We start from the raw sequence: 20267 nt of genomic DNA on the forward strand, positions 1-20267 counted from the left end.
ACGCTAATCCGACACATTGTTGGCGGGTTTTTCACAAATATTGTCGGATTACGCTTCGCTAATCCGACCTACCCGTTTACGCGGCTTTTGAGGACTCCAAAAAGTCCTGCGCAAAGCGCTGCAAGACGCCGCCGGCCTCGTAGATCGACACCTCTTCCGCCGTGTCGAGGCGGCAGGTGACGGGCACTTCCACCGTGTCGCCGTTCTTGCGATGGATCAACAAGGTCAAGGTGGAGCGCGGCGTGCGCTCGCCGATGACGTCGTAGGTTTCACTGCCGTCCAGGCCCAGTGTCTTGCGGTTCACGCCAGGGAGGAATTCCAGCGGCAGCACGCCCATGCCCACCAGGTTGGTGCGGTGGATGCGTTCGAAGCCTTCGGCCACGATGGCTTCCACGCCGGCCAGGCGCACGCCCTTGGCGGCCCAGTCGCGCGAGGAACCCTGGCCGTAGTCGGCGCCGGCGATGATGATCAATGGCTGCTTGCGCTCCATGTACACCTCGATGGCTTCCCACATGCGTGAAATCGTGCCTTCCGGCTCGATGCGCGTGAGCGAACCGGCCTTGACTTTACCGTCCTCGATGACCATCTCGTTCTTCAGGGTCGGGTTGGCAAACGTGGCGCGCTGCGCCGTCAGATGGTCGCCCCGGTGCGTGGCGTAGGAATTGAAGTCTTCCTCCGGCAAGCCCATCTTCGCCAGGTACTCGCCGGCCGCGCTATCGAGCATGATGGCGTTCGATGGCGACAAGTGGTCGGTCGTGATGTTGTCGCCCAAAACAGCCAGGGGACGCATGCCTTTCAATGGACGTGCGCCAGCCAGCGCGCCTTCCCAGTATGGCGGACGGCGGATATACGTCGTCTGCGGACGCCAGTCGTACAGGGGGCTGACCTTGATGCCGTCGTCCGCCTGCTTGGCGAACATGGGGATATACACCTTGCGGAACTGCTCCGGCTTGACGCTGGAAGCGACGATGGCGTCGATTTCCTCATCGGACGGCCAGATATCCTTCAGCAGTATAGCCTTGCCGTCCGCATCATGGCCCAGCACATCCTTTTCGATATCGAAGCGGATGGTGCCGGCGATTGCGTAGGCCACCACCAGCGGCGGCGAAGCGAGGAAAGCCTGCTTCGCATATGGGTGGATGCGGCCGTCGAAGTTGCGGTTGCCCGACAAGACGGCCGTGGCGTACAGGTCGCGCGACACCACTTCATCCTGGATCACGGGGTCGAGCGCGCCCGACATGCCGTTACACGAGGTGCAGGCGAAAGCCACCACGCCGAAGCCCAGTGTTTCGAGTTCCGGCATCAGGCCCGCTTCCTGCAGGTACAGTTCCACGGTTTTCGAACCGGGCGCCAGCGACGATTTCACCCACGGCTTGCGCGTCAAGCCGAGGCGGTTCGCATTGCGCGCGATCAGGCCGGCCGCGATCATGTTGCGCGGATTGTTCGTATTGGTGCAGCTGGTGATGGCCGCGATGATGACGGCGCCGTCCGGCATCTTGCCCGGTTCGTCTTCCACCACGCCGGAAATCCCGCGCGCGGCCAGTTCCGACGTCGGCACGCGGTTGTGCGGGTTCGATGGGCCGGCGATATTGCGCACGACGGACGACAGGTCGAACGTCAACACGCGCTCGTACTGCGCGTCGGCCAGGCTGTCGGCCCACAAGCCCGTTTCCTTCGCATACAGTTCCACCAGTTTCACCAGTTCGTCGTCGCGGCCCGTCAGTTTCAGATACTTGATGGTTTGCGCGTCGATGTAGAACATGGCGGCCGTGGCGCCGAATTCCGGCGCCATGTTGGAAATCGTGGCGCGGTCGCCCAAGGTCAGGTGCGAAGCGCCTTCGCCAAAGAATTCCAGGTAGGACGAGACGACCTTCTGCTTGCGCAGAAATTCCGTCAGCGCCAGCACCGTGTCCGTGGCCGTGATGCCCGGCTGCGGCTTGCCCGTCAGCTTGACGCCGATAATGTCGGGCAGGCGCATCCACGAGGCGCGGCCCAGCATCACGCTTTCCGCTTCCAGGCCGCCCACGCCGATGGCGATCACGCCCAGCGCATCGACCATGGGCGTGTGCGAATCCGTGCCCACCAGGGTGTCGGGATAGGCCACGCCGTCCTGCACCTGGATCACGGGCGACATGCGCTCGAGGTTAATCTGGTGCAGGATGCCGTTGCCCGGAGGGATCACGTCGACGTTCTTGAACGCTTTTTTCGTCCAGTCGATGAAGTCGAAACGGTCTTCGTTGCGGCGGTCTTCGATGGCGCGGTTCTTGGCGAAGGCGTCCGGGTCGAAACCGCCGCATTCGACGGCCAGCGAATGGTCGACCACCAGCTGCGTGGGGACCACCGGATTGACCAGCGCCGGGTCGCCGCCCTGTGCCGCGATGGCGTCGCGCAGGCCGGCCAGGTCGACCAGGGCCGTCTGGCCCAGGATGTCATGGCAGACGACGCGCGCGGGGAACCAGGGGAAGTCCAGGTCGCGGCGGCGTTCGATGAACTGGCTCAGCGAAGCGTCCAGGGTGGCCGGGTCGCAGCGGCGCACGAGGTTTTCGGCCAGTACGCGCGAGGTATAGGGCAAGGTGGCGTAGGCGCCTGGCTGGATCGCATCGACGGCGGCGCGCGTGTCGAAATAGTCTAGCTGGGTGCCCGGCAAGGGCTTGCGGTGCAAGGTATTCATGTTGGTGCTCATTATTTGCGGTCCTTGATCGGCACGAATTCCAGGTCTTCCGGGCCCACGTAGTTGGCGCTCGGGCGGATGATCTTGTTGTCGATGCGCTGCTCGATGATGTGCGCGGCCCAGCCCGAAGTGCGCGAGATGACGAACAGCGGCGTAAACATCGCCGTCGGCACGCCCATCATGTGGTACGACACGGCCGAGAACCAGTCCAGGTTGGGGAACATGTTCTTGATTTCCCACATGACCGATTCCAGGCGCTCGGCGATGTCGAACATTTTCGTGGAACCGGCTTCCAGCGACAGATTGCGCGCCACTTCCTTGATGACGACGTTGCGCGGGTCGGAGATCGTGTAGACGGGGTGGCCAAAGCCGATCACCACTTCCTTGTTGGCCACGCGCTCGCGGATATCCGCTTCCGCTTCGTCGGCGTTGTCGTAGCGTTTCTGGATCTCCAGCGCCACTTCGTTCGCGCCGCCGTGTTTCGGGCCGCGCAGCGCGCCGATGGCGCCCGTGATGGCCGAGTGGATGTCCGAACCCGTGCCGGCGATCACGCGGCTGGTAAAGGTCGAAGCGTTGAATTCGTGTTCCGCGTACAGGATCAGCGACGTATGCATGGCTTTTTCCCACGACGCCGACGGTTTTTCGCCATGCAGCAGGTGCAGGAAGTGGCCGCCGATCGAGTCGTCGTCCGTTTCCACTTCGATGCGCTTGCCGTTATGGCTATAGTGGTACCAGTACAGCAGCATGGAGCCGAACGACGCCATCAGGCGGTCGGCGATGTCGCGCGCGCCTGGCGCGTTATGGTCGTCTTTTTCCGGCAAGGTGCAGCCCAGCACGGACACGCCCGTGCGCATCACGTCCATCGGGTGGGCGGCGGCGGGCAAGGCTTCCAGCGCGGCTTTGACGGCGGACGGCAGGCCGCGCAAGGATTTCAGTTTGGCCTTGTAGCCTTTCAGTTCCGCGGACGTCGGCAGCTTGCCATGCACCAGCAGGTAGGCGATTTCCTCGAACTCGCAGCTGTCGGCCACGTCCAGGATGTCATAGCCGCGGTAATGCAAATCGTTGCCGGTCTTGCCGACCGAGCACAGCGCCGTGTTGCCGGCGGTGACGCCGGACAGGGCGACGGATTTTTTAGGCTTGAAAGTGGCGGCTTGCGGTGCGTTCATTGATTTCTCCAAAAATTGACTAGTCTCGGTTGCGTCACTGCGGGGCCGGCATGCGGCCCCTGCTTCTGTTTATTTCTTTTGCGCGGCGAACAGCGCGTCGAGCTTTTGCTCGAAGTCATGGTAATTGATCGATTCATACAGCTCCATGCGCGTCTGCATGGTGTCGACCACGTTCTTTTGCGTGCCATCGCGGCGCAGCGCCTGGTAGACGTTTTCCGCCGCCTTGTTCATGGCGCGGAAGGCCGACAACGGATACAAGGCCAGGCCCACGTGGGCGCTGCGCAATTCGTCCAGCGTGAACAGCGGCGTGGATCCGAATTCCGTGATGTTGGCCAGGATCGGTACGTTGACGGCCTTGGCGAACGTGGCGTACATGTCCAGGTCCGTGATGGCTTCCGGGAAGATCATGTCGGCGCCCGCTTCGACGCAGGCGACAGCGCGCTCGAGCGCCGCTTCCAGGCCATCGACGGCCAGCGCATCGGTGCGCGCCATGATGACGAAATTCGGGTCCGTGCGCGCATCGACGGCCGCCTTGATGCGGTCGACCATTTCTTCCTTGCTGACGATTTCCTTGCCCGGACGGTGGCCGCAGCGCTTGGCGCCCACCTGGTCTTCGATGTGCAGGCCCGCCGCGCCAAACTTGATCATCGATTTCACGGTGCGCGCCACGTTGAAGGCGGACGAACCGAAGCCCGTGTCGGCGTCGACCAGCAGCGGCAGATCGCACACGTCGGTGATGCGGCGGATATCGGTCAGCACGTCATCCAGGCTGGAAATGCCCAGGTCTGGCAAGCCCAGCGAGCCGGCCGCGACACCGCCGCCAGACAGGTAAATGGCCTTGTAACCGGCGCGCTTGGCCAGCAAGGCGTGGTTGGCGTTGATGGCGCCGACGACTTGCAACGGGGATTCTTCCTGGACGGCCTTGCGGAATGCGGCACCTGCGGAGTATTGAGTCATGTGTTCACCTTATGGGTTTCGGATGGTCCCGAATGTTTCACGGAGTGGCTATGAGCATCAGTATTGCAAATGCCGTGCCAGGACCTGCCGGCCAGGGGACACACCATCTGCCGCAGAGTGAAAATGCGGGCAAGACGGCCATGGGCCGCGCATCGTGCGCTGTCACGCAGCGGAGCAGCGATGTCACGTTTGGCGTCAAGGATGTTTCATTTATGTTTCATCCCATCCATTTTGAAACATATCATGAAACATGCAACAAACAGGAGAACAGCGGCGATGAAAGCCAAGGCTGGCAAGACGCGCAATAAAAACAGCCGGCGGGCGCCGGCTGAGTAATACAGGGACTGCAACAGATGCTGCGAGGGCAAACTAGGCCAGCCGCACCAGCGGATTGGCGATGATGTTGTCGATCTGGCGCACGGCTTCTTCGCAGGCGGCGGCAATGGCGCCCTCCTCGTCGTCGCGCACGAATTGCATGGTCGAGCCTTCGAACACTTCCAGGCCTTCCGCGGTGGCGCGCTCGATATCGCAACTGGCCGACCATTTGCCGTCGGTGGTGGGCACGGCCAGGGGAACGATTTCCCAGCCTTTATAGTGAATTTTAGAACTGCTATCCATGGGGTGCCTCCTTCGTGACTGACTCAATAGTGGAAATCGTAGCATGAAGCGCGACTGGCAGCGACGTGTTTCACGCGCCAGCGGGCAATCGGGCTAAACGATTTACGCCGGCTCAAGGGCGCAGCAGATTATCCACTTCCGTCCTGGCCACTTCCAGGCCAGCCGTGCAAGCCGTTTCCGGGGCCGCGTAGCCGCCCAGGGTGCGGCTGCGCGTGATCGCCTGCGCCTCGGGTTCGCCTTCGCGCTGCAGGCGGTAGGTGAAATCCCATAAATCGTCGTTATCCTTTTGCGGGGTCACCGAAATCGTAAAACCGCGGTATTGTTCGCTGCGTGCAGTGATATCGTTCATGAATTCCTCCTTGTAAGAATGAGGTTACCATGCTGCAAGCGCCAGGGTGCGCACGACTGTGCCAGTCGCATGCGCGCCCGCTTATCTGTTTTTCGCATGTTAAATGTCAATTTTCAACATTTTTTGGGCGAACTCTGGCGATATAATGCCATTCCCTGTCCCTCCCTTGCCCGCCCCTTGCCGCCGTGATGACTCCACAAATCCAAGCCTTCTTCGACCCCGCCACCGCCACCGTCACCTATGTTGTGTACGAGGCCGATGGCCGGGACTGCGCCATCATCGATTCCGTGCTCGACTACGACCCCAAGGCGGGCCGCACGTCCACCTCCTCGGCCGACAAGGTGATCGCCTTCGTGCGCGAACACGGCTTGCAATGCCGCTGGCTGCTGGAAACCCACGCGCACGCCGATCATCTTTCCGCCGCGCCCTACCTGCAGCAGCAGCTGGGCGGCGACGTGGCCATCGGCGCCGCCATCCAGACGGTGCAGCAGGCGTTCGCGGCCGTCTACCACCAGGATGACGCCAGGGCCGACGGCTCGCAGTTCGACCAGCTGTTCGCGCCCGACCAGGTGTTTCATATCGGCAAGCTGGAAGTACGCGCCCTGCACGTGCCCGGCCATACGCCGGCCGACCTGGCGTACCAGATCGGCGACGCCGTGTTTGTCGGCGACACCCTGTTCATGCCGGACGTGGGCTCGGCCCGCTGCGACTTTCCCGGCGGTTCCGCTGCCCTGCTGTACCGCTCCGCGCAGCGATTGCTGGCGCTGCCGCCGCAGACGCGGCTGTTCATGTGCCACGACTACCCGCCCAACGGCCGCGAGGCGCGCTGGGAAGTGACGGTGGCCGAGCAGCGCGCCGGCAACATCCACTTGCGCGACGGCATCACGGAAGAGCAGTTCGTGGCCATGCGCACCAGCCGCGACGCCACCCTCGACATGCCGACACTGATCCTGCCCGCCATCCAGGTCAACATCAATGCGGGCAAGCTGCCCGAGCCGGAAGACAACGGCGTGCGCTACCTGAAGATTCCGCTCAACGCGCTGTAATTTCGCGGGGCCACGCTGCGCCCCCTCCTTCCCGCCGCATCGCACCGCCCCCTGGCGCCGCCTGCCCGAGCGCCGGCGCGGCATGCGCCCCTGCCACACCCTCCCCAAGCATCAGGAATCGTGAGCCGCGCGCTCAGTATTTACGATTTGCTTCGCCCCCTGCGGCGGCTTATCGTGTACCCGCAATCCGCGCAGCCCGGCCTTCCGGGACCCTGGGCACTTGCCAGCCGGCGCCGGCGTTGTTGCCAGGCGCTCCACTTTTCCTTCCTTTGCCTGGACAGGCGCCACGATGACTTACTTGACATACGCCAGCCCCCTGCCGCCCGCGCCGCCCCTGCGCCGCATCGACGCCGCCGCAGCCTGCCAGCCCGCCAGCGTGGACTGCGCCTGGGAGCAGGTACGCGAACTGGCGCTGCGGCTCGCCGCGCGCGAGCCCTTGCTGCGGCCCATGCTCGACGAGCTGATTCTGCCGCACGACAGCCCCGCCGGACTGCTCGCCGCCGTCCTGGCGCACCGCCTGGGCGCGCGCGACATGCGCCCGGCCGTGCTGCGCCCCCTGTTCGAGGACATTTTAAGCACGCAGCCGCGCATCCTGGCCAGCATCACGGCCGACCTTGCGGCCATCGCGCAGCGCGATCCGGCCTGTCCCGACGGCCTGCACGCGCTGCTGAACCTGAAGGGCTTTCATGCGCTGCAGACCTACCGCATGGCGCACCATCTGTGGACGGCGGGCCGCAGCGAGGCCGCCTTTGCCCTGTCCAGCCACGCGGCCAGCGTCTTCGGCATCGACATCCATCCGGCCGCGCGCATCGGCGCGGGCATCATGCTCGATCACGGCAGCGGCATCGTCATCGGCGAAACGGCCGTGGTCGACGACAACGTTTCCATCCTGCAGAACGTCACCCTCGGCGGCACCGGCAAGGAGCATGGCGACCGCCACCCGAAGATCCGTTCGGGCGTGATGCTGGGCGCGGGCGCCAAAATCCTCGGCAACATCGAGATCGGCGCCATGAGCAAGGTGGCCGCCGGCAGCGTGGTCCTGCGCGACGTGCCCGCGCATTGCACCGTGGCCGGCATTCCCGGGCGCATCGTCCGCTACCACCAGGCCGACAGCCTGCCTGCCTTCGAGATGGACCAGATGCTGTAGCGCTGCCCGGCGCACCAGACATGGCGTCAAACGCAATAACAAAGTGCAAATTGTGCGTCTTCCGCCATACCAAATCCCTCAGTACCATGTAATGACCGTTAATGGATGGATCAACCACCTTATGAATTCGCCGTCAAAACCCGTACCACCCTCACCCAGCCAGCAGGCCGCCCCGGCCGGTACCGCCACGATGCCCGTGCGCGGCGCGCTTGCCAGCCTGTCCCTGTCGATGCTGCTGCCCGCGCTGGGCACCAGCATCGCCAACGTGGGCCTGCCCGACATGGCCAAGGCCCTGCATGCGCCGTTCCAGGATGTGCAATGGATCGTGCTGGCCTACCTGCTGGCCATCACCGCGCTGATCGTCAGCGTGGGCCGCCTCGGCGACATGATCGGCCGGCGCCGCCTGCTGCTGGCAGGCATCGCGCTGTTTGCCGTCGCCTCCATCCTGTGCGCCCTGGCGCCCACCCTGTGGCTGCTGGTCGCCGCGCGCGCCCTGCAGGGCCTCGGCGCTTCCGTCATGATGGCCCTGACCATGGCCTTTGTCGGCAGCACCGTGCCCAAGGCGCAGACGGGCAGCGCCATGGGCCTGCTCGGCACCATGTCGGCCGTCGGCACCACGCTCGGTCCCGCACTGGGCGGCCTGCTGATCGCGCAGTTCGGCTGGCAAGCCATTTTCCTCGTCAACGTGCCGCTGGCAGGCGTGGCGCTGCTGATGGCATGGCGCTTCCTGCCGGCCGACCAGCGCGGCGCGCACGCCAGGCGTCCCGTCTTCGACCACCGCGGCACGCTGCTGCTGGCGCTGACCCTGGCCGCCTATGCGCTGGCCATGACCCTGGGCCGCGGCCATTTCGGCATGCGCAACGTGGCGCTGCTGCTGGCAGCCTGCGTGGGCGGCGCCCTGTTCGTGTATGTGGAACTGAAGGCGCCGGCGCCGCTGATACGCCTGGCCATGCTGCGCGCGCCCGTGCTCAGCGCCGGCCTGGCGACCAGCATGCTGGTGTCGACGGTCATGATGTCCACCCTGGTGGTCGGCCCCTTCTACCTGGCGCGCGGCCTGGGCCTGGGCACGGCCGTCACCGGCATGGTGCTGGCGGCCGGACCGCTGGTGGCGGCGTTCTGCGGCGTGCCGTCCGGCTGGCTGGTGGACCGCTACGGCGCGCAGCGCATGGGCGGCGCTGGCCTGTGCGGCGCGACCGCTGCCTGCCTGGCGCTGTCCCTGCTGCCCGCCAGCCTGGGCATCCCCGGCTACGTCGCGCCGATCATGCTGCTCACGGCCAGCTACGCGCTGTTCCAGGCAGCCAACAATACCGCCGTGATGGGCGACATCGTTCCCGACCAGCGCGGCCTCATCTCCGGCATGCTCAATCTGTCGCGCAATCTGGGCCTCGTCACGGGCGCCTCCGTGATGGGCGCCATCTTTGCTTTTTTTGCCAGCGCCAGCGATATCGCCAGCGCCCAGCCAGCCGCCATGATCCGTGGCATGCACGCCACCTTTGCCGTCGCCAGCGCGCTGATACTCGCCGCGCTGGCCATTTTCGCGCTCGGCCGCGCCCTGGCCAAGCCCCCTACGCCTTCTGGAGACCCCGCATGATGCGCCCCCGTCCGATCCCGTCCCTGCCCGTCCCGCTGTTACTGCTGCTGGCCCTGGCCTGCAGCGCCACCTTGTCCGGCTGCGGCCGTTCCCAGGCCGCGCCTGGCGGCCCGCCGCCCAAGCCCACCGTTTCCGTGGCGCTGCCGGAAACGTCGATGGTGCAGGCGACCCTCGACTACACGGGCCGCATCGAGCCGTCGCAGCGCGTGGAAGTGCGCTCGCGCGTGTCTGGCTATCTGCAGCAGATCGCCTTTCGCGATGGCCAGCAGGTCAAGGCCGGCGATGCGCTGTTCGTCATCGACCCGCGTCCCTTTGCGGCGGCGCGCGACCGCGCCCAGGCCAGCCTGGCCCAGGCCAATGCGCGCAGCAAGCTGGCCACGGCCCAGTTCGAGCGCAGCAGCCGGCTGCAGCAAACGGGCGCGGCCAGCACCGAGGAACTGGAACGGGCGCGCGGCGAGCTGGAAGGCGCGCAGGCGGCCGTCATGCTGAGCAAGGCGGAATTGCGCAGCGCCGAACTGGAGCTGTCCTTCACCACCATGCGCGCTCCCATCGCCGGCACGGTGTCGGACCGCCGTGTCGATGTCGGCAACTACGTGGCCGGCGGCGCGGCGCAGAGCGGCGTGCTGACCACCATCGTTGCGCACAGCCCCGTGCGCGCCATGGTCGACCTGTCCGAAGCGGATTTCCAGCGCCTGCGCCAGCAAAGCAAGCTGCCGGGCAAGGTGCAGCTGGCGCTCGATGGCGGCGGCCCCGCCCAGGATGCCACCGTCGACTTTGTCGACAACGAGATCAGCGCCCGTTCGGGCACGGTGCGCCTGCGCGCCAGCCTGGCCAACGCCGACCGCGCCGTCATGCCGGGCAGCTTTGCGCGCGTGCGCATTCCCGTCGGCGCGGCGCAAGAACGCCTGCTGGTGCCCGACGCCGCCATCCTCAGCGACCAGAACAAAAAGATGGTGTTCGTCGTGGACGCGGCGGGCAAGGTGGCGCCGCGCAAGCTGGAACTGGGCGGCCTGCAGGGCGACAAGCAGATCGTGCTCTCCGGCCTCACGCCGCAGGACAGGGTCATCGTCTCCGGCGCGGCCAAGGTGCGGCCGGGCGACCAGGTGCTGGTGGCGACTCCCCGCGCCAACGGCGCATAAGGAGAGACCATGCGCTTTTCCCAATTTTTCATCCGCCGTCCCGTGTTTGCCATCGTGCTGTCTATCCTGATCACGCTGGTGGGTGCGGTGTCGGCCATGCGCCTGCCGATCTCGGAGTTTCCCGAGATCGTGCCGCCCACGGTCACGGTGAAGGCCAACTACCCGGGCGCCTCGGCGCAGGAAATCGCCGATACCGTCGCCGCGCCGATCGAACAGGAAATCAATGGCGTCGACGGCATGCTCTACATGTCCTCGCAATCGGTGGGCGACGGCAAGCTGACCATCAGCGTGGTGTTCAAGCCGGGCACCAACGTCGAGCAGGCCCAGTCGCTGGTGCAGAACCGCGTGGCGGTAGCCGAAGCGCGCCTGCCCGAAGCCGTGCGCCGGCTGGGGCTGGCCGTCAAGAAGGCCTCGCCCGACCTGCTGATGGTGGTGCTGTTCGATTCGCCGAAAGGCACGCGCGACCAGCAGTACATCTCCAACTTCATCGGCACCGCCATCAAGGACAAGCTGGCCCGCGTTGAAGGCGTCGGCGACATCTACACGCGCGGCGCGCGCGACTTCTCTATGCGCATCTGGCTCGACCCGGCGCGCGTGGCCTCGCTGGGCCTGACGGCGCCGGAAGTGATCGCCGCCGTGCGGCAAGCCAATTCGCAGGTCGCCGCGGGGGTATTGAACCAGCCGCCGGGCGGCAGCGATGGTGCCTACCAGGTGCAGGTGCAGGCGCAAAGCCGCTTGCGCGACGTGGCCGAATTCGAAGCGATCGTCGTGGCCGCCCATGCCGATGGCGGCGTGGTGCGCCTGCGCGACGTGGCGCGCGTCGAGATGGGCGCGCAGGATTACACGGAAAGCGGCTTTGTCGACAACCGCACGGCCATCGCGCTGGGCATCAGCCTGCTGCCCGGCTCGAACGCGCTGGCCACCGGCGACCGCGTGCTGGCCCAGCTGGCGAAGATGGAAGCCGATTTCCCGCAGGACGTCGCCTACCACGCCTACTACAACCCGACCGAATTCATCCGCTCCTCGATCGACAAGGTGCGCGACACCATCTTCGAGGCGGCACTGCTGGTGTGCCTTGCCATGCTGCTGTTCCTCGGCTCGTGGCGCGCCGCCATCATTCCCATCCTGGCCATTCCCGTGTCCCTGGTCGGCACCTTCACGGTGCTTGCCGCGATGGGCTATACGCTCAATACCCTGTCGCTGTTCGGCCTGGTGCTGGCGATCGGCATCGTCGTCGATGACGCCATCGTGGTGGTGGAAAACGTCGAGCGCCACATGGAGGAAGGCATGAGCCCCGTCGCCGCGGCGCAGCGCAGCATGAACGAGGTGGGCTTCGCCCTGATCGCCATCGCGCTGGTGCTGGTGGCGGTGTTCGTGCCGACGGCCTTCATCGATGGCATCTCCGGCATGTTCTACCGCCAGTTCGCCGTCACCATCGCCGCCTCCACCGTGATCTCGGCGCTGGTCTCGCTGACGCTGTCGCCGGCCCTGGCCGCGCTGCTGCTCAAGCCGCAGCACGATGCCAACAGCCTGGGCGCGCGCTGGATGACCATCTTCAACCGCGGTTTTTCCCGCCTGACAGGCGGCTATGTGCAGCTGACCGGGCGCATACTCTCGCGGCGCTGGCTGATGCTGCCCGTGTACCTGGTGCTGGCGGGCCTGACCCTGTGGCGCCTGGACGTGACGCCGCGCGGCTTCGTGCCGCAGCTGGACCGCGGCTATGCCATCGTCTCGATCCAGCTGCCGGCCGGCTCGACCCTGGCGCGCACCAGCGAAGTGGTGCAGGACGCCACGGCCCGCCTGATGAGCCACCCCGGCGTGGCCCACACGGCCGCCTTCGTCGGCACCGACGGCGCCACGTTTACCTCGGCGCCCAACACGGCCGTCATCTTCACCATGTTCAAGGACTTCGGCGCGCGCGCCAGCGATGGCCTGGACGGCCCGGCCATGCTGGGCGCCATGCGCGCCAGGCTGGCGCCCATCAGCGCGGCGCGCGTGATGGTGATACCCCCGCCTTCCGTGCCCGGCATCGGCACCGGCGGCGGCTTCAAGCTGATGCTGCGCGACACGGGCGGCCTGGGACCGCAAGCCTTGCAGGCGGCCGCGCGCGGCATCGCCGAGGAAGCGGGGAAACTGCCCTCGGTGATGGGCGCCTTCACGCCGTTCAACGCCATGAGCCCGCAGATCAAGGTTGAACTGGACCGCACCAAGGCCGAGTACCTGGGCGTGCCGCTGCTGCGCGTCAACGAGACCCTGCAAAGCTACATGGCGCCCGTATTCGTCAACGACATGAATCTGATGGGCCGGGTCTGGCGGGTCACCGCGCAGGCGGACGCGCCCTATCGGCGCAGCGTGGCCGACCTGGCCGCGTTGAAGACGCGCGCCGCCAACGGCGACATGGTGCCGCTGGGCAGCGTGGCCACCTTCAGCGAAGGCACGGCGCCGTTCCGCGTGCCGCGCTACAACCTGTATCCTGCCGCCGAAATCCAGGGCAGCACCAAGCCTGGCTACTCGACGGGGCAAACCATCGCCGCGATGGAAGAGCTCCTCAAGGCGCGCCTGCCGGCCGGCTTCGACTACGAGTGGACGGAACTGGCGCTGCAGGAAAAGCACGCGGGCGGCAGCACCGGCATGGTGCTGGGCCTGGCCGTGCTGCTGGTGTACTTGCTGCTGGCGGCCCTGTTTGAAAGCTGGCTGCTGCCCCTGTCCGTCGTGCTGATCGTGCCCAGCTGCGTGCTGGCCACGCTGATCGGGGTATCGTGGCGCGGCCTGGACAATAACGTGCTGACGCAGATCAGCATCGTGGTGCTGATCGGCCTGGCTGCCAAGAATGCCATCCTGATCGTCGAATTCGCGCGCCAGGCGATGGCGGCCGGCGCCGATGCGCGCGAAGCGGCCATCGCCGCCGCCCGCACGCGTCTGCGGCCCATCCTGATGACCTCACTGGCTTTCTTGCTGGGCGCGATACCGCTGATGCTGTCTTCCGGTGCGGGTGCGGAAATGCGCCAGTCGATGGGCACGGCCGTCTTCGCCGGCATGCTGGGCGTGACCTTGTCGGGCCTGTTGTTTACACCCTTGTTTTTCACCTTGCTGAGCAGACGCCGCGCGGCGCCTGCCGCGCGCACGGTCGCGCTGGGAGAAGCCGCATGAGCCGCATGATTCACTTGAACACGCGCCACGCCGCACCGCTGCTGGCGGCCGCCATGCTGGCCCTGGCCGGCTGCAGCGTCGGCACGCCCACTGCCACGCGGGCGCTCGACACGGCGCAGCTGCCGGTCCTGCCCTCGGCCGCCGGCGCACCGGAGCTGCAGGCCGGCGCGCCGCCCGCGCGGTGGTGGCAAGAGCTGGGCGATGCCAGGCTGGAGCAGCTGGTCCAGCGCGCCTGGCAAGACAATTACGACGTGCGCATCGCCACCGCGCGCCTGGCCAGCGCCAACGAATTCGCGCAAGCGGCGCGCGGCGCCCGCCTGCCGGCGGTAGATCTTGATGCCCAGGCCGGGCGCGCGCGCCTGGCGGCGATCGAGAGCAGCGACGGCCAGCCGCACATCGCCTCGCCGGTGCAGTGGAACGCCGTCTTCAGCTGGGAGCTCGACCTGTTCGGCCGCGTGCGCCACAGCATCGCCGCGGCCGAGGCTTCGGCGGACGAGCGCGCCGCCGTGCGCGACGACGTGCGGCGCCTGATCCTGGCGCAGGTGGTCGATGCCTACCTGGTGCTGCGCGGCGCGCAGCAGATGCGCGCCAGCCTGCAGGAGCAATTATCGAACCAGTCCGGCACCTTGCGGCTGGTGCGCGAGCGCGAGAACGCGGGCCGCGCCGCGCCGGCCGAACGCATGCGCGCCGAGGCGCAGATGCGCCTGGCCAGTGCCCGCCTGCCCAGCCTGAACTTTGATGAGCGCGTGGCGCGCAACCGGCTGGCCACCCTCACGGGACAGCGCCTCGATGCGCCGGAACTGGCGGCGCTCGACCAGCCGATGCCGCTGGCGCTGCCGCAATCCTTGCTGACGGACGAACCGGCCCATTTGCTGCTGCGCCGGCCCGACGTGCGCGCGGCCGAGCGCGCGCTGGCGGCGGCCAGCGCCCGCGAAGGCGCCGCCATCGCCGAGCGCTTCCCGCGCATCAGCCTGGGCGCGCTGTTCGGCGCCTCCGGCGTGGCCGGCGACTGGAATGGCGGCGATGCGGCGCGCTGGCATGCGGGCGCCGCCTTTTCCCTGCCGCTGTTCGATGGCGGCACGCGCCGCGCCCGCGCGCGCGCAGCCGGCGCCGAAGTGCTGGCCGCGCAGGCCGGCTTCGACAAGGCGCTGGCGCTGGCACTGGAGGAAACCGACAGCGCCATCGCGCAATGGGTACAGCTGCGCAGCCGCCACGCGGAACTGCGCGAGGCGCACCAGCTGGCGCAGGAGAGCGCGCGCCTGGCAAGGGTGCGCTACCAGGAAGGCGCGGAAAGCCTGCTCGGCGTGCTCGAAGCGGAACGTATTGCGCTGGCCACGCAGGAGCAGCTGGTGACGGCCCACCGCGACGTGGCCATCGCCACGGCCCGTGGCTACACGGCCATGGCGGGCGGCTTCGACGGGCCTGTGACGCGCTAGGATGACGCTGCTGGCGGCGTCAGGCGGCGCCTGACTGGCCGGCGCAGGCGTCGACCACGCAGCCGCGCAGCCAGCGGTGGGCGGGGTCGGCGTCCATGCGTGGATGCCACATCAGGGAGACGGTCAGATCCGGCATGCGCAGCGGCAGCGCAAAGCTGAACATGCCGGCGCGCAGATTGCCCGTATGCCGTTCCGGCACGGTGGCGATCAGGTCGGAACCGGCGGCCAGCGCCAGCGCCGCCGTGAAGCCGCCGACGATGCTGGCGATCGTGCGCTGCAGTCCCAGCGCCGCCAGCGCGTCGTCCATCGGCCCCGTATCCTGGTCGCGCCGCGCCACCAGCACATGCTGGCCGGCCGCATAGCGCTCGGCGCTGATCTCGCCCTGGGCCAGCGCATGGCCGCTGCGCACCACGCCCACGAAACGGTCGCCGAACAGCCTGCGCGTGCGCACTTCCGGGCTGGTGAAATTGCCGATCACGCCCGTCTCCAGGTCGATGCTGCCCTCGCGCAGCTGCACGCTTTCACGGTCGACCTTTTGCACGAAACGCAGGCGCACGCCGGGCGCCTGCGCGCCGATATGCGCAAGCAGCGCAGGACCGAAATTTTCCACGAAACCGTCGCTCGAACGCAGCGTGAAGGTCTGCTCCAGCTGGCGCGGATCGAGCCGCTGCGCCGGTCCCAGCACGGCCAGCGCCTCGCCCACCAGCTGGCCCACCCGTTCGCGCAGCTCCAGCGCGCGCGGCGTGGGCACCAGTTCACGCCCGGCGCGCACCAGCAGCGGATCGCCGGTCGTCTCGCGCAGGCGCGCCAGGGCGCGGCTCATGGCCGATGGACTCAGGCGCAAGCGCCGCGCGGCGCGCGTGACGCTGCCTTCGGCAAGCAGGACATCGAGGGTGATTAACAGGTTCAGATCGGGTATCGACATAGTTTCTTACCTTAGCATGATTTGCTGGCGCCATGGCGCCAGACGCATGGATACATTGCGCGCCACACGCCTTCCGGCGCGCCCGGCGCGGCGCTACGATGGCTGCATCGCCACTTTGATCGACAACGACATGCCAGCCATTCTTGCTCCTTCATCCGCCCCAGCCTTCCGCACCATTTACCACGCACTGGCATCGATGCCAGGGAGCACCCGGTGAGCCGCCTGCTGTCCTGGGCCGCGCGCTTCCTTGCGCCGGCCAGCGAAGCGCCGATCCAGGAGCAGGAGCAAGACGGCAGCGAAGGCAAGGCTGCGGCCGCGCCGGCCGATGCCTATCCTCTGGACGCCACCGGCTGGGGTACCTGCGGCTGGCCATTGTAGGCACGCCTCTACTTCAGCGCGCGCCCGCCATCACTCGCCTGCACCAGCAAGCCATCGGCCAGCCAGCGCAGCATCAAGGGCGCCGGCGCGAACGGCGTGCAGCCGTTGCCCTTCAGGTGCGCCTGCTGCGCCGCCGCCAGCGCAGCGCCCAGGGTGGCCCCGCCAGCCAGCACGTCCAGCGCCGCCGCCTCCACCGCGTCGATCTCGCGCACCTGCGCCGTCCAGCCGTGGCGGTACACGAGTGCCAGCGTCTCGCCCCGTGCATCAGGCGGCATGGCATGCCGCGCCGCGACGTCGTGCGCCAGCCAGATCGCCGCCGCGCGCCAGGGCGAACGGTACGGCACGGCCGCCGGATGCAGCGCCAGCTGCCAGGCATCGACCTGGCACGCCCCGGCCGCCTGCACGTCGCGCAAGGTCAGCGCAGCGGCATCGGGCGCCCCATGGGCTTCATGCAGCAGCCACTCCAGGCGCGCCACGTCGGCAAAATAGCCATGCGCGGCGGACGGCGGCCAGGCGGCAAGAAACACCGGCAGCCTGACGCCGAAACGGGCCAGGTCGGCGCTGCGTGACGGATGCGCATCGCCGTAGGCATGCGCCATGGCCAGGAACCAGGAGGCGCCGCCCAGCGCGCGCAGCACCGGATACACGAGCTCCAGCGAGCGCGCGTGATGCTGGCGCAGCGCCTGGGCATAGCGCGCCAGTGCGCTGGCGCTGCGCACATCGATGTCCAGCCACGGCGCCAGCGCGCAGGCATCCGGCGTGTGCGCGCTGATCTGCGCGCCGAACGCGGCCTGCAGGCGCGCCAGCTCCTCAAGCGTCATGGCGCGCCGCCAGGCCCGCCGGCGCGAGCGCCTCGCCGGCAAGCGCCCGCGCGCGGGCCACTTCGTCGAGCAAGGTGGCAAAAGGCGGCAAGTTGGTATCCCATTCGACCAGGGTGGGCAGCGGACCGTAGCGGCGCAAGGCGGCCCGGTATAGTTCCCACACGGCAGCGGCCACGGGCGCGCCGTGGTGGTCGACCAGCAGGCCGCCATCTTCGCAGTGGCCGGCCAGATGCAATTCGCCGACCAGGCCCGGCGCCAGCGCCGCCATCGCGGCCACGGCATCCTCGCCGTGGTTGCATTGATTGACATACAGGTTATTGATGTCCAGCAGCACGCCGCAACCGGTACGGCGCGCCACGCAAGCGAGGAACTCCGTCTCGCCCCAGCTGTCGCCGGGAAAGCGCAGATAGGTAGAGACGTTCTCCAGCAGGATGCGACGACCTAGCACCTCCTGCACCAGGTCGACGCGCCGGCAAACCAGTTCCAGGCTGGCACCGTTCAGCGGCAGCGGCAGCAAGTCGTTGAGCATCGCCTCGCCAGTGGCACCCCAGCACAGGTGCTCGGACACCAGCATCGGCTCGATGCGCGCGGCCAGGCGGGCGATGCGCTCCACGTGTGCGCGCGAAAAGCCGTGCACCGAGCCGAGGCCCATGCCGACGCCATGCAGCGAGACGGGATAATCGGCGCGCAGCGTCTCGAGCACGTGCAGGTCCCAGCCGCCTTCGGCCAGGTAGTTCTCGCTGTGGACCTCGAGCCAGTCCACGGGCTGGCGCCGCGCCAGCATGTCGCGGTAATGCGCGCCGCGCAGGCCGATGCCCACCAGGGGCGCGGCCTGCGCCACGTCGCGCATCAGGGCAAGCCGCGCGTGCCCGCCGGCGCCGCGCCGCCCTTGGCCGCCGTGCCGGGCGCCGCGTCCATCTCGCGCACCACGCGCAGGCCGATCCAGCCGCGCCGCCCTTCCGCGCCCAGGCCCAGGCGGGTGGCCGCGCGCACGAAGTTCGGCGTGTCGGTCCAGGAGGCGCCGCGCGCCACGCGCTTCTTGCAAGCCGCGTCATCCCACACGCGGCCATCTTTCGGCGCGCCTTCGTAGTCGCTGTGCCAGCAATCGGCCGTCCACTGCCACACATTGCCCAGCACGTCGTACAGCCCTGCCGGATTGGGCGCGTAGCTGCCCACGGGCGCCGTGGTGGGCCAGTTGCCCGAACCGGAGACGACGCCGCCGCAATGCTTCTGCTGCGGGCAGTCGTCGGGGCCGTACTTGGCGTCGCCGCGCGTGATGTCCTCGCCCCACCAGCGCGCCGTGACGGTGCCTGCGCGCGCCGCATATTCCCACTCGGCCTCGGTGGGCAGGCGGTAGCGCGCCCCGCTCTTTTTCGACAGCCAGCGCAGATAGCTTTGCGCATCGTTCCAGCTGACGTTGACGGCCGGGCGCGTGCCGCGTCCCCAGCCTTCGTCTGACGGCCGGTAGCCGTCGCAGCCGCCATCCTGGATGCAGGCGTCGAACTGCTCGAACGTCAGGCTGAAGCGGCCGATGGCAAACGGCTGCAGGATCTCGACCGGATGCTGGCCTTCATTGCCGAAGCGCCCGCTCTCGCCAGGCGGCGATCCCATGAGGAAGCGCCCGGCCGGCAGCGGCACCATCTCCGGGCACGCGCCGTCGCAATCGCGGAACGACTTGCCGGCGGCCACGGGAGTGGTCAGGCTGGGGTCGACGGCGTCCGGCTTTTGCCTGGACAAATAGGCGGACAGGTTGGCAATATCGCCATCCGTCAGGGGCGCGACAGCCGTGTTCATCAGGGGGCTGACGCGCGCATGCGAACGGAAGGCGCGCAGCTGGCTATCCAGGTAGGCCAGGTTCTGCCCGGCCAGCTTCGGATAATCGGCGACGGCGGCATTGCCCTTGGGGCCATGGCAGGCGGCGCACGCCGGCAGCGCGCGCGCCGCGTCGCCCTCGTGGTACAGCGCATCGCCCGCCGCCACATCGGCCGGTGGGCCGGTCCTGGCGGGCGCCGCGCCCGGGCAGGCCAGCGGCGCCGCTTCCACCTTGCCGCCCAGCGCCGTGCACGTGCCGGCCGGGACGGTCATCCATTCGCCAGGATCGCGGTCGACGGTCGCCATGCCCGAACACAAATGGAAGCAGGTGGTATTGGCGCATTCATTCTGGCCGGCCTTGGCCACGCCGTAGCAGATTTCGCTCTTGGCGGCGGCCTTTTTTTCCGGCGCCTGCGCCGGCGCGGGGAGCGCCACGGCCAGGGCGCAGGCCGCGGCCACGGCCGCCTGTACCAGCGCCTGCCGGTTCTGCGGCTGCGGCACTGGCGCTGGCGGCGTGGCGGCCTTGCTTGTCGTTGATACTTGCACCATGCGGTGGCTTCCTTTTCAAAAATGCCGGCAGGCGCCGCCAGCGGCGCGCCTGCCATGCCGTGTCAGTCGTTGTTAAGTCGATGCATCAGTCATAGTGCGCGCTCGCTTCGATCAGCTCGATGCGGTAACCGTCGGGGTCCTGCACGAAGGCGATGACATTGCTGCCGTGTTTCATCGGCCCCGCCTCGCGCGTGACCGTGCCGCCATGCGCGCGCACCCTGGCACAGACGCTGGCCGCATCGTCGACCGCCAGGGCCAGGTAGCCGTAGGCGTCGCCGTGGGTGTAGGCTTGCCGGTCCCAGTTATGCGTCAGTTCGATGGCGGCATGCGCCGGCGCTTCGCCATAGGCGACAATGGCGCGCGTAAAGCGCGCATCCGGATAGTCGTGGCGCCGCTGCAGGGTCATGCCCAGGGCGTCGCGGTAGAAATGCAGCGCGGCGTCGAGGTCGGCGACGCGCAGCATGCAATGAAGTATGCGCATGGTGTGATGGCTCGGATCAGGTTTGGACAAG

18 protein-coding genes are annotated in these 20267 nt (G+C 67.7%); 8 read left to right on the forward strand and 10 right to left on the reverse strand.

Annotated features, from left to right (window positions below; all coding sequences use genetic code 11):
- Nucleotides 1–76 precede the first annotated feature (76 nt).
- From acnD to prpB, 3 genes are all read right to left on the reverse strand, one after another.
- Nucleotides 77–2671, reverse strand: coding sequence for a Fe/S-dependent 2-methylisocitrate dehydratase AcnD (gene acnD / locus U0004_RS19165; protein WP_070257688.1), 2595 nt, complete (start codon nucleotides 2669–2671; stop codon nucleotides 77–79).
- An 11-nt stretch (nucleotides 2672–2682) separates the two neighbouring features.
- Entirely contained in the window at nucleotides 2683–3837 is a 1155-nt protein-coding gene (gene prpC, locus U0004_RS19170; protein WP_034783952.1) for a bifunctional 2-methylcitrate synthase/citrate synthase, read from the reverse strand.
- A gap of 69 nt (nucleotides 3838–3906) precedes the next feature.
- Complete coding sequence (gene prpB, locus U0004_RS19175) at nucleotides 3907–4794, reverse strand: methylisocitrate lyase (protein ID WP_034783951.1); 888 nt, start codon at nucleotides 4792–4794, stop codon at nucleotides 3907–3909.
- A 50-nt stretch (nucleotides 4795–4844) separates the two neighbouring features.
- Here prpB and U0004_RS19180 point away from each other — a divergent pair, with 50 nt between their 5' ends.
- Nucleotides 4845–5102, forward strand: coding sequence for a hypothetical protein (locus tag U0004_RS19180; protein WP_070257672.1), 258 nt, complete (start codon nucleotides 4845–4847; stop codon nucleotides 5100–5102).
- A 61-nt stretch (nucleotides 5103–5163) separates the two neighbouring features.
- On the opposite strand, the gene U0004_RS19185 is transcribed toward U0004_RS19180, so the two are convergent.
- Both U0004_RS19185 and U0004_RS19190 read right to left on the reverse strand, forming a co-directional pair.
- Nucleotides 5164–5412 carry a hypothetical protein gene (locus U0004_RS19185; RefSeq protein ID WP_034783948.1) on the reverse strand — a complete coding sequence of 83 codons (249 nt, stop codon included), beginning with the start codon at nucleotides 5410–5412 and terminating at the stop codon, nucleotides 5164–5166.
- A gap of 112 nt (nucleotides 5413–5524) precedes the next feature.
- Nucleotides 5525–5761 (reverse strand): hypothetical protein, encoded by a 237-nt coding sequence (locus tag U0004_RS19190; protein ID WP_070257673.1) that lies wholly within the window; start codon nucleotides 5759–5761, stop codon nucleotides 5525–5527.
- Nucleotides 5762–5949: 188 nt separating this feature from the next.
- Between U0004_RS19190 and U0004_RS19195 the strand changes: the two genes are divergently transcribed.
- The 6 genes from U0004_RS19195 to U0004_RS19220 all read left to right on the forward strand — a co-directional run bounded on the left by U0004_RS19195 (nucleotide 5950) and on the right by U0004_RS19220 (nucleotide 15270).
- Nucleotides 5950–6807 carry an MBL fold metallo-hydrolase gene (locus tag U0004_RS19195; protein WP_034783945.1) on the forward strand — a complete coding sequence of 286 codons (858 nt, stop codon included), beginning with the start codon at nucleotides 5950–5952 and terminating at the stop codon, nucleotides 6805–6807.
- Nucleotides 6808–7096: 289 nt separating this feature from the next.
- A complete protein-coding gene (gene cysE / locus U0004_RS19200) occupies nucleotides 7097–7954 on the forward strand; it encodes a serine O-acetyltransferase (RefSeq protein WP_080753494.1) in 858 nt (285 codons plus the stop codon).
- A gap of 121 nt (nucleotides 7955–8075) precedes the next feature.
- Complete coding sequence (locus tag U0004_RS19205; protein WP_081345714.1) at nucleotides 8076–9545, forward strand: MFS transporter; 1470 nt, start codon at nucleotides 8076–8078, stop codon at nucleotides 9543–9545.
- Nucleotides 9542–10684 carry an efflux RND transporter periplasmic adaptor subunit gene (locus U0004_RS19210; RefSeq protein WP_052140251.1) on the forward strand — a complete coding sequence of 381 codons (1143 nt, stop codon included), beginning with the start codon at nucleotides 9542–9544 and terminating at the stop codon, nucleotides 10682–10684. The genes U0004_RS19205 and U0004_RS19210 overlap by 4 nt, the downstream gene beginning before the upstream one ends.
- 9 nt (nucleotides 10685–10693) lie before the next feature.
- Nucleotides 10694–13834 (forward strand): efflux RND transporter permease subunit, encoded by a 3141-nt coding sequence (locus U0004_RS19215; protein WP_070257675.1) that lies wholly within the window; start codon nucleotides 10694–10696, stop codon nucleotides 13832–13834.
- Entirely contained in the window at nucleotides 13831–15270 is a 1440-nt protein-coding gene (locus U0004_RS19220; protein ID WP_115057539.1) for an efflux transporter outer membrane subunit, read from the forward strand. The genes U0004_RS19215 and U0004_RS19220 overlap by 4 nt, the downstream gene beginning before the upstream one ends.
- Before the next feature lie 19 nt (nucleotides 15271–15289).
- Here U0004_RS19220 and U0004_RS19225 read toward each other — a convergent pair whose 3' ends face one another.
- Nucleotides 15290–16195, reverse strand: a complete 906-nt coding sequence (locus U0004_RS19225) for a LysR family transcriptional regulator (RefSeq protein ID WP_034783938.1) — start codon at nucleotides 16193–16195, stop codon at nucleotides 15290–15292.
- A 213-nt stretch (nucleotides 16196–16408) separates the two neighbouring features.
- Here U0004_RS19225 and U0004_RS19230 point away from each other — a divergent pair, with 213 nt between their 5' ends.
- The gene (locus tag U0004_RS19230) at nucleotides 16409–16573 is read left to right on the forward strand and encodes a hypothetical protein (protein ID WP_167468680.1); all 165 of its coding nucleotides are present in this window, start codon (nucleotides 16409–16411) and stop codon (nucleotides 16571–16573) included.
- A gap of 8 nt (nucleotides 16574–16581) precedes the next feature.
- On the opposite strand, the gene U0004_RS19235 is transcribed toward U0004_RS19230, so the two are convergent.
- From U0004_RS19235 to gloA, 4 genes are all read right to left on the reverse strand, one after another.
- The gene (locus U0004_RS19235; protein ID WP_070257677.1) at nucleotides 16582–17394 is read right to left on the reverse strand and encodes an HvfC/BufC N-terminal domain-containing protein; all 813 of its coding nucleotides are present in this window, start codon (nucleotides 17392–17394) and stop codon (nucleotides 16582–16584) included.
- Nucleotides 17384–18244, reverse strand: coding sequence for an MNIO family bufferin maturase (gene bufB / locus U0004_RS19240; protein ID WP_070257678.1), 861 nt, complete (start codon nucleotides 18242–18244; stop codon nucleotides 17384–17386). The genes U0004_RS19235 and bufB overlap by 11 nt, the downstream gene beginning before the upstream one ends.
- Entirely contained in the window at nucleotides 18244–19755 is a 1512-nt protein-coding gene (bufA1, locus tag U0004_RS19245; RefSeq protein WP_070257679.1) for a BufA1 family periplasmic bufferin-type metallophore, read from the reverse strand. The genes bufB and bufA1 overlap by 1 nt, the downstream gene beginning before the upstream one ends.
- 85 nt (nucleotides 19756–19840) lie before the next feature.
- Nucleotides 19841–20236, reverse strand: a complete 396-nt coding sequence (gene gloA / locus U0004_RS19250) for a lactoylglutathione lyase (RefSeq protein ID WP_034783936.1) — start codon at nucleotides 20234–20236, stop codon at nucleotides 19841–19843.
- Between the last annotated feature and the right edge of the window lie 31 nt (nucleotides 20237–20267).

It is taken from the genome of Janthinobacterium lividum, from assembly GCF_034424625.1.
Classification (GTDB): Bacteria; Pseudomonadota; Gammaproteobacteria; order Burkholderiales; family Burkholderiaceae_D; genus Janthinobacterium; species Janthinobacterium lividum.

Coding starts and splice junctions, on each gene's coding strand:
- acnD (WP_070257688.1), bottom strand. CDS start 2,671: ATGAATACCTTGCACCGCAAGCCCTTGCCGGGCACCCAGCTAGACTAT.
- prpC (WP_034783952.1), bottom strand. CDS start 3,837: ATGAACGCACCGCAAGCCGCCACTTTCAAGCCTAAAAAATCCGTCGCC.
- prpB (WP_034783951.1), bottom strand. CDS start 4,794: ATGACTCAATACTCCGCAGGTGCCGCATTCCGCAAGGCCGTCCAGGAA.
- U0004_RS19180 (WP_070257672.1), top strand. CDS start 4,845: ATGAGCATCAGTATTGCAAATGCCGTGCCAGGACCTGCCGGCCAGGGG.
- U0004_RS19185 (WP_034783948.1), bottom strand. CDS start 5,412: ATGGATAGCAGTTCTAAAATTCACTATAAAGGCTGGGAAATCGTTCCC.
- U0004_RS19190 (WP_070257673.1), bottom strand. CDS start 5,761: ATGAACGATATCACTGCACGCAGCGAACAATACCGCGGTTTTACGATT.
- U0004_RS19195 (WP_034783945.1), top strand. CDS start 5,950: ATGACTCCACAAATCCAAGCCTTCTTCGACCCCGCCACCGCCACCGTC.
- cysE (WP_080753494.1), top strand. CDS start 7,097: ATGACTTACTTGACATACGCCAGCCCCCTGCCGCCCGCGCCGCCCCTG.
- U0004_RS19205 (WP_081345714.1), top strand. CDS start 8,076: ATGAATTCGCCGTCAAAACCCGTACCACCCTCACCCAGCCAGCAGGCC.
- U0004_RS19210 (WP_052140251.1), top strand. CDS start 9,542: ATGATGCGCCCCCGTCCGATCCCGTCCCTGCCCGTCCCGCTGTTACTG.
- U0004_RS19215 (WP_070257675.1), top strand. CDS start 10,694: ATGCGCTTTTCCCAATTTTTCATCCGCCGTCCCGTGTTTGCCATCGTG.
- U0004_RS19220 (WP_115057539.1), top strand. CDS start 13,831: ATGAGCCGCATGATTCACTTGAACACGCGCCACGCCGCACCGCTGCTG.
- U0004_RS19225 (WP_034783938.1), bottom strand. CDS start 16,195: ATGTCGATACCCGATCTGAACCTGTTAATCACCCTCGATGTCCTGCTT.
- U0004_RS19235 (WP_070257677.1), bottom strand. CDS start 17,394: ATGACGCTTGAGGAGCTGGCGCGCCTGCAGGCCGCGTTCGGCGCGCAG.
- bufB (WP_070257678.1), bottom strand. CDS start 18,244: ATGCGCGACGTGGCGCAGGCCGCGCCCCTGGTGGGCATCGGCCTGCGC.
- bufA1 (WP_070257679.1), bottom strand. CDS start 19,755: ATGGTGCAAGTATCAACGACAAGCAAGGCCGCCACGCCGCCAGCGCCA.
- gloA (WP_034783936.1), bottom strand. CDS start 20,236: ATGCGCATACTTCATTGCATGCTGCGCGTCGCCGACCTCGACGCCGCG.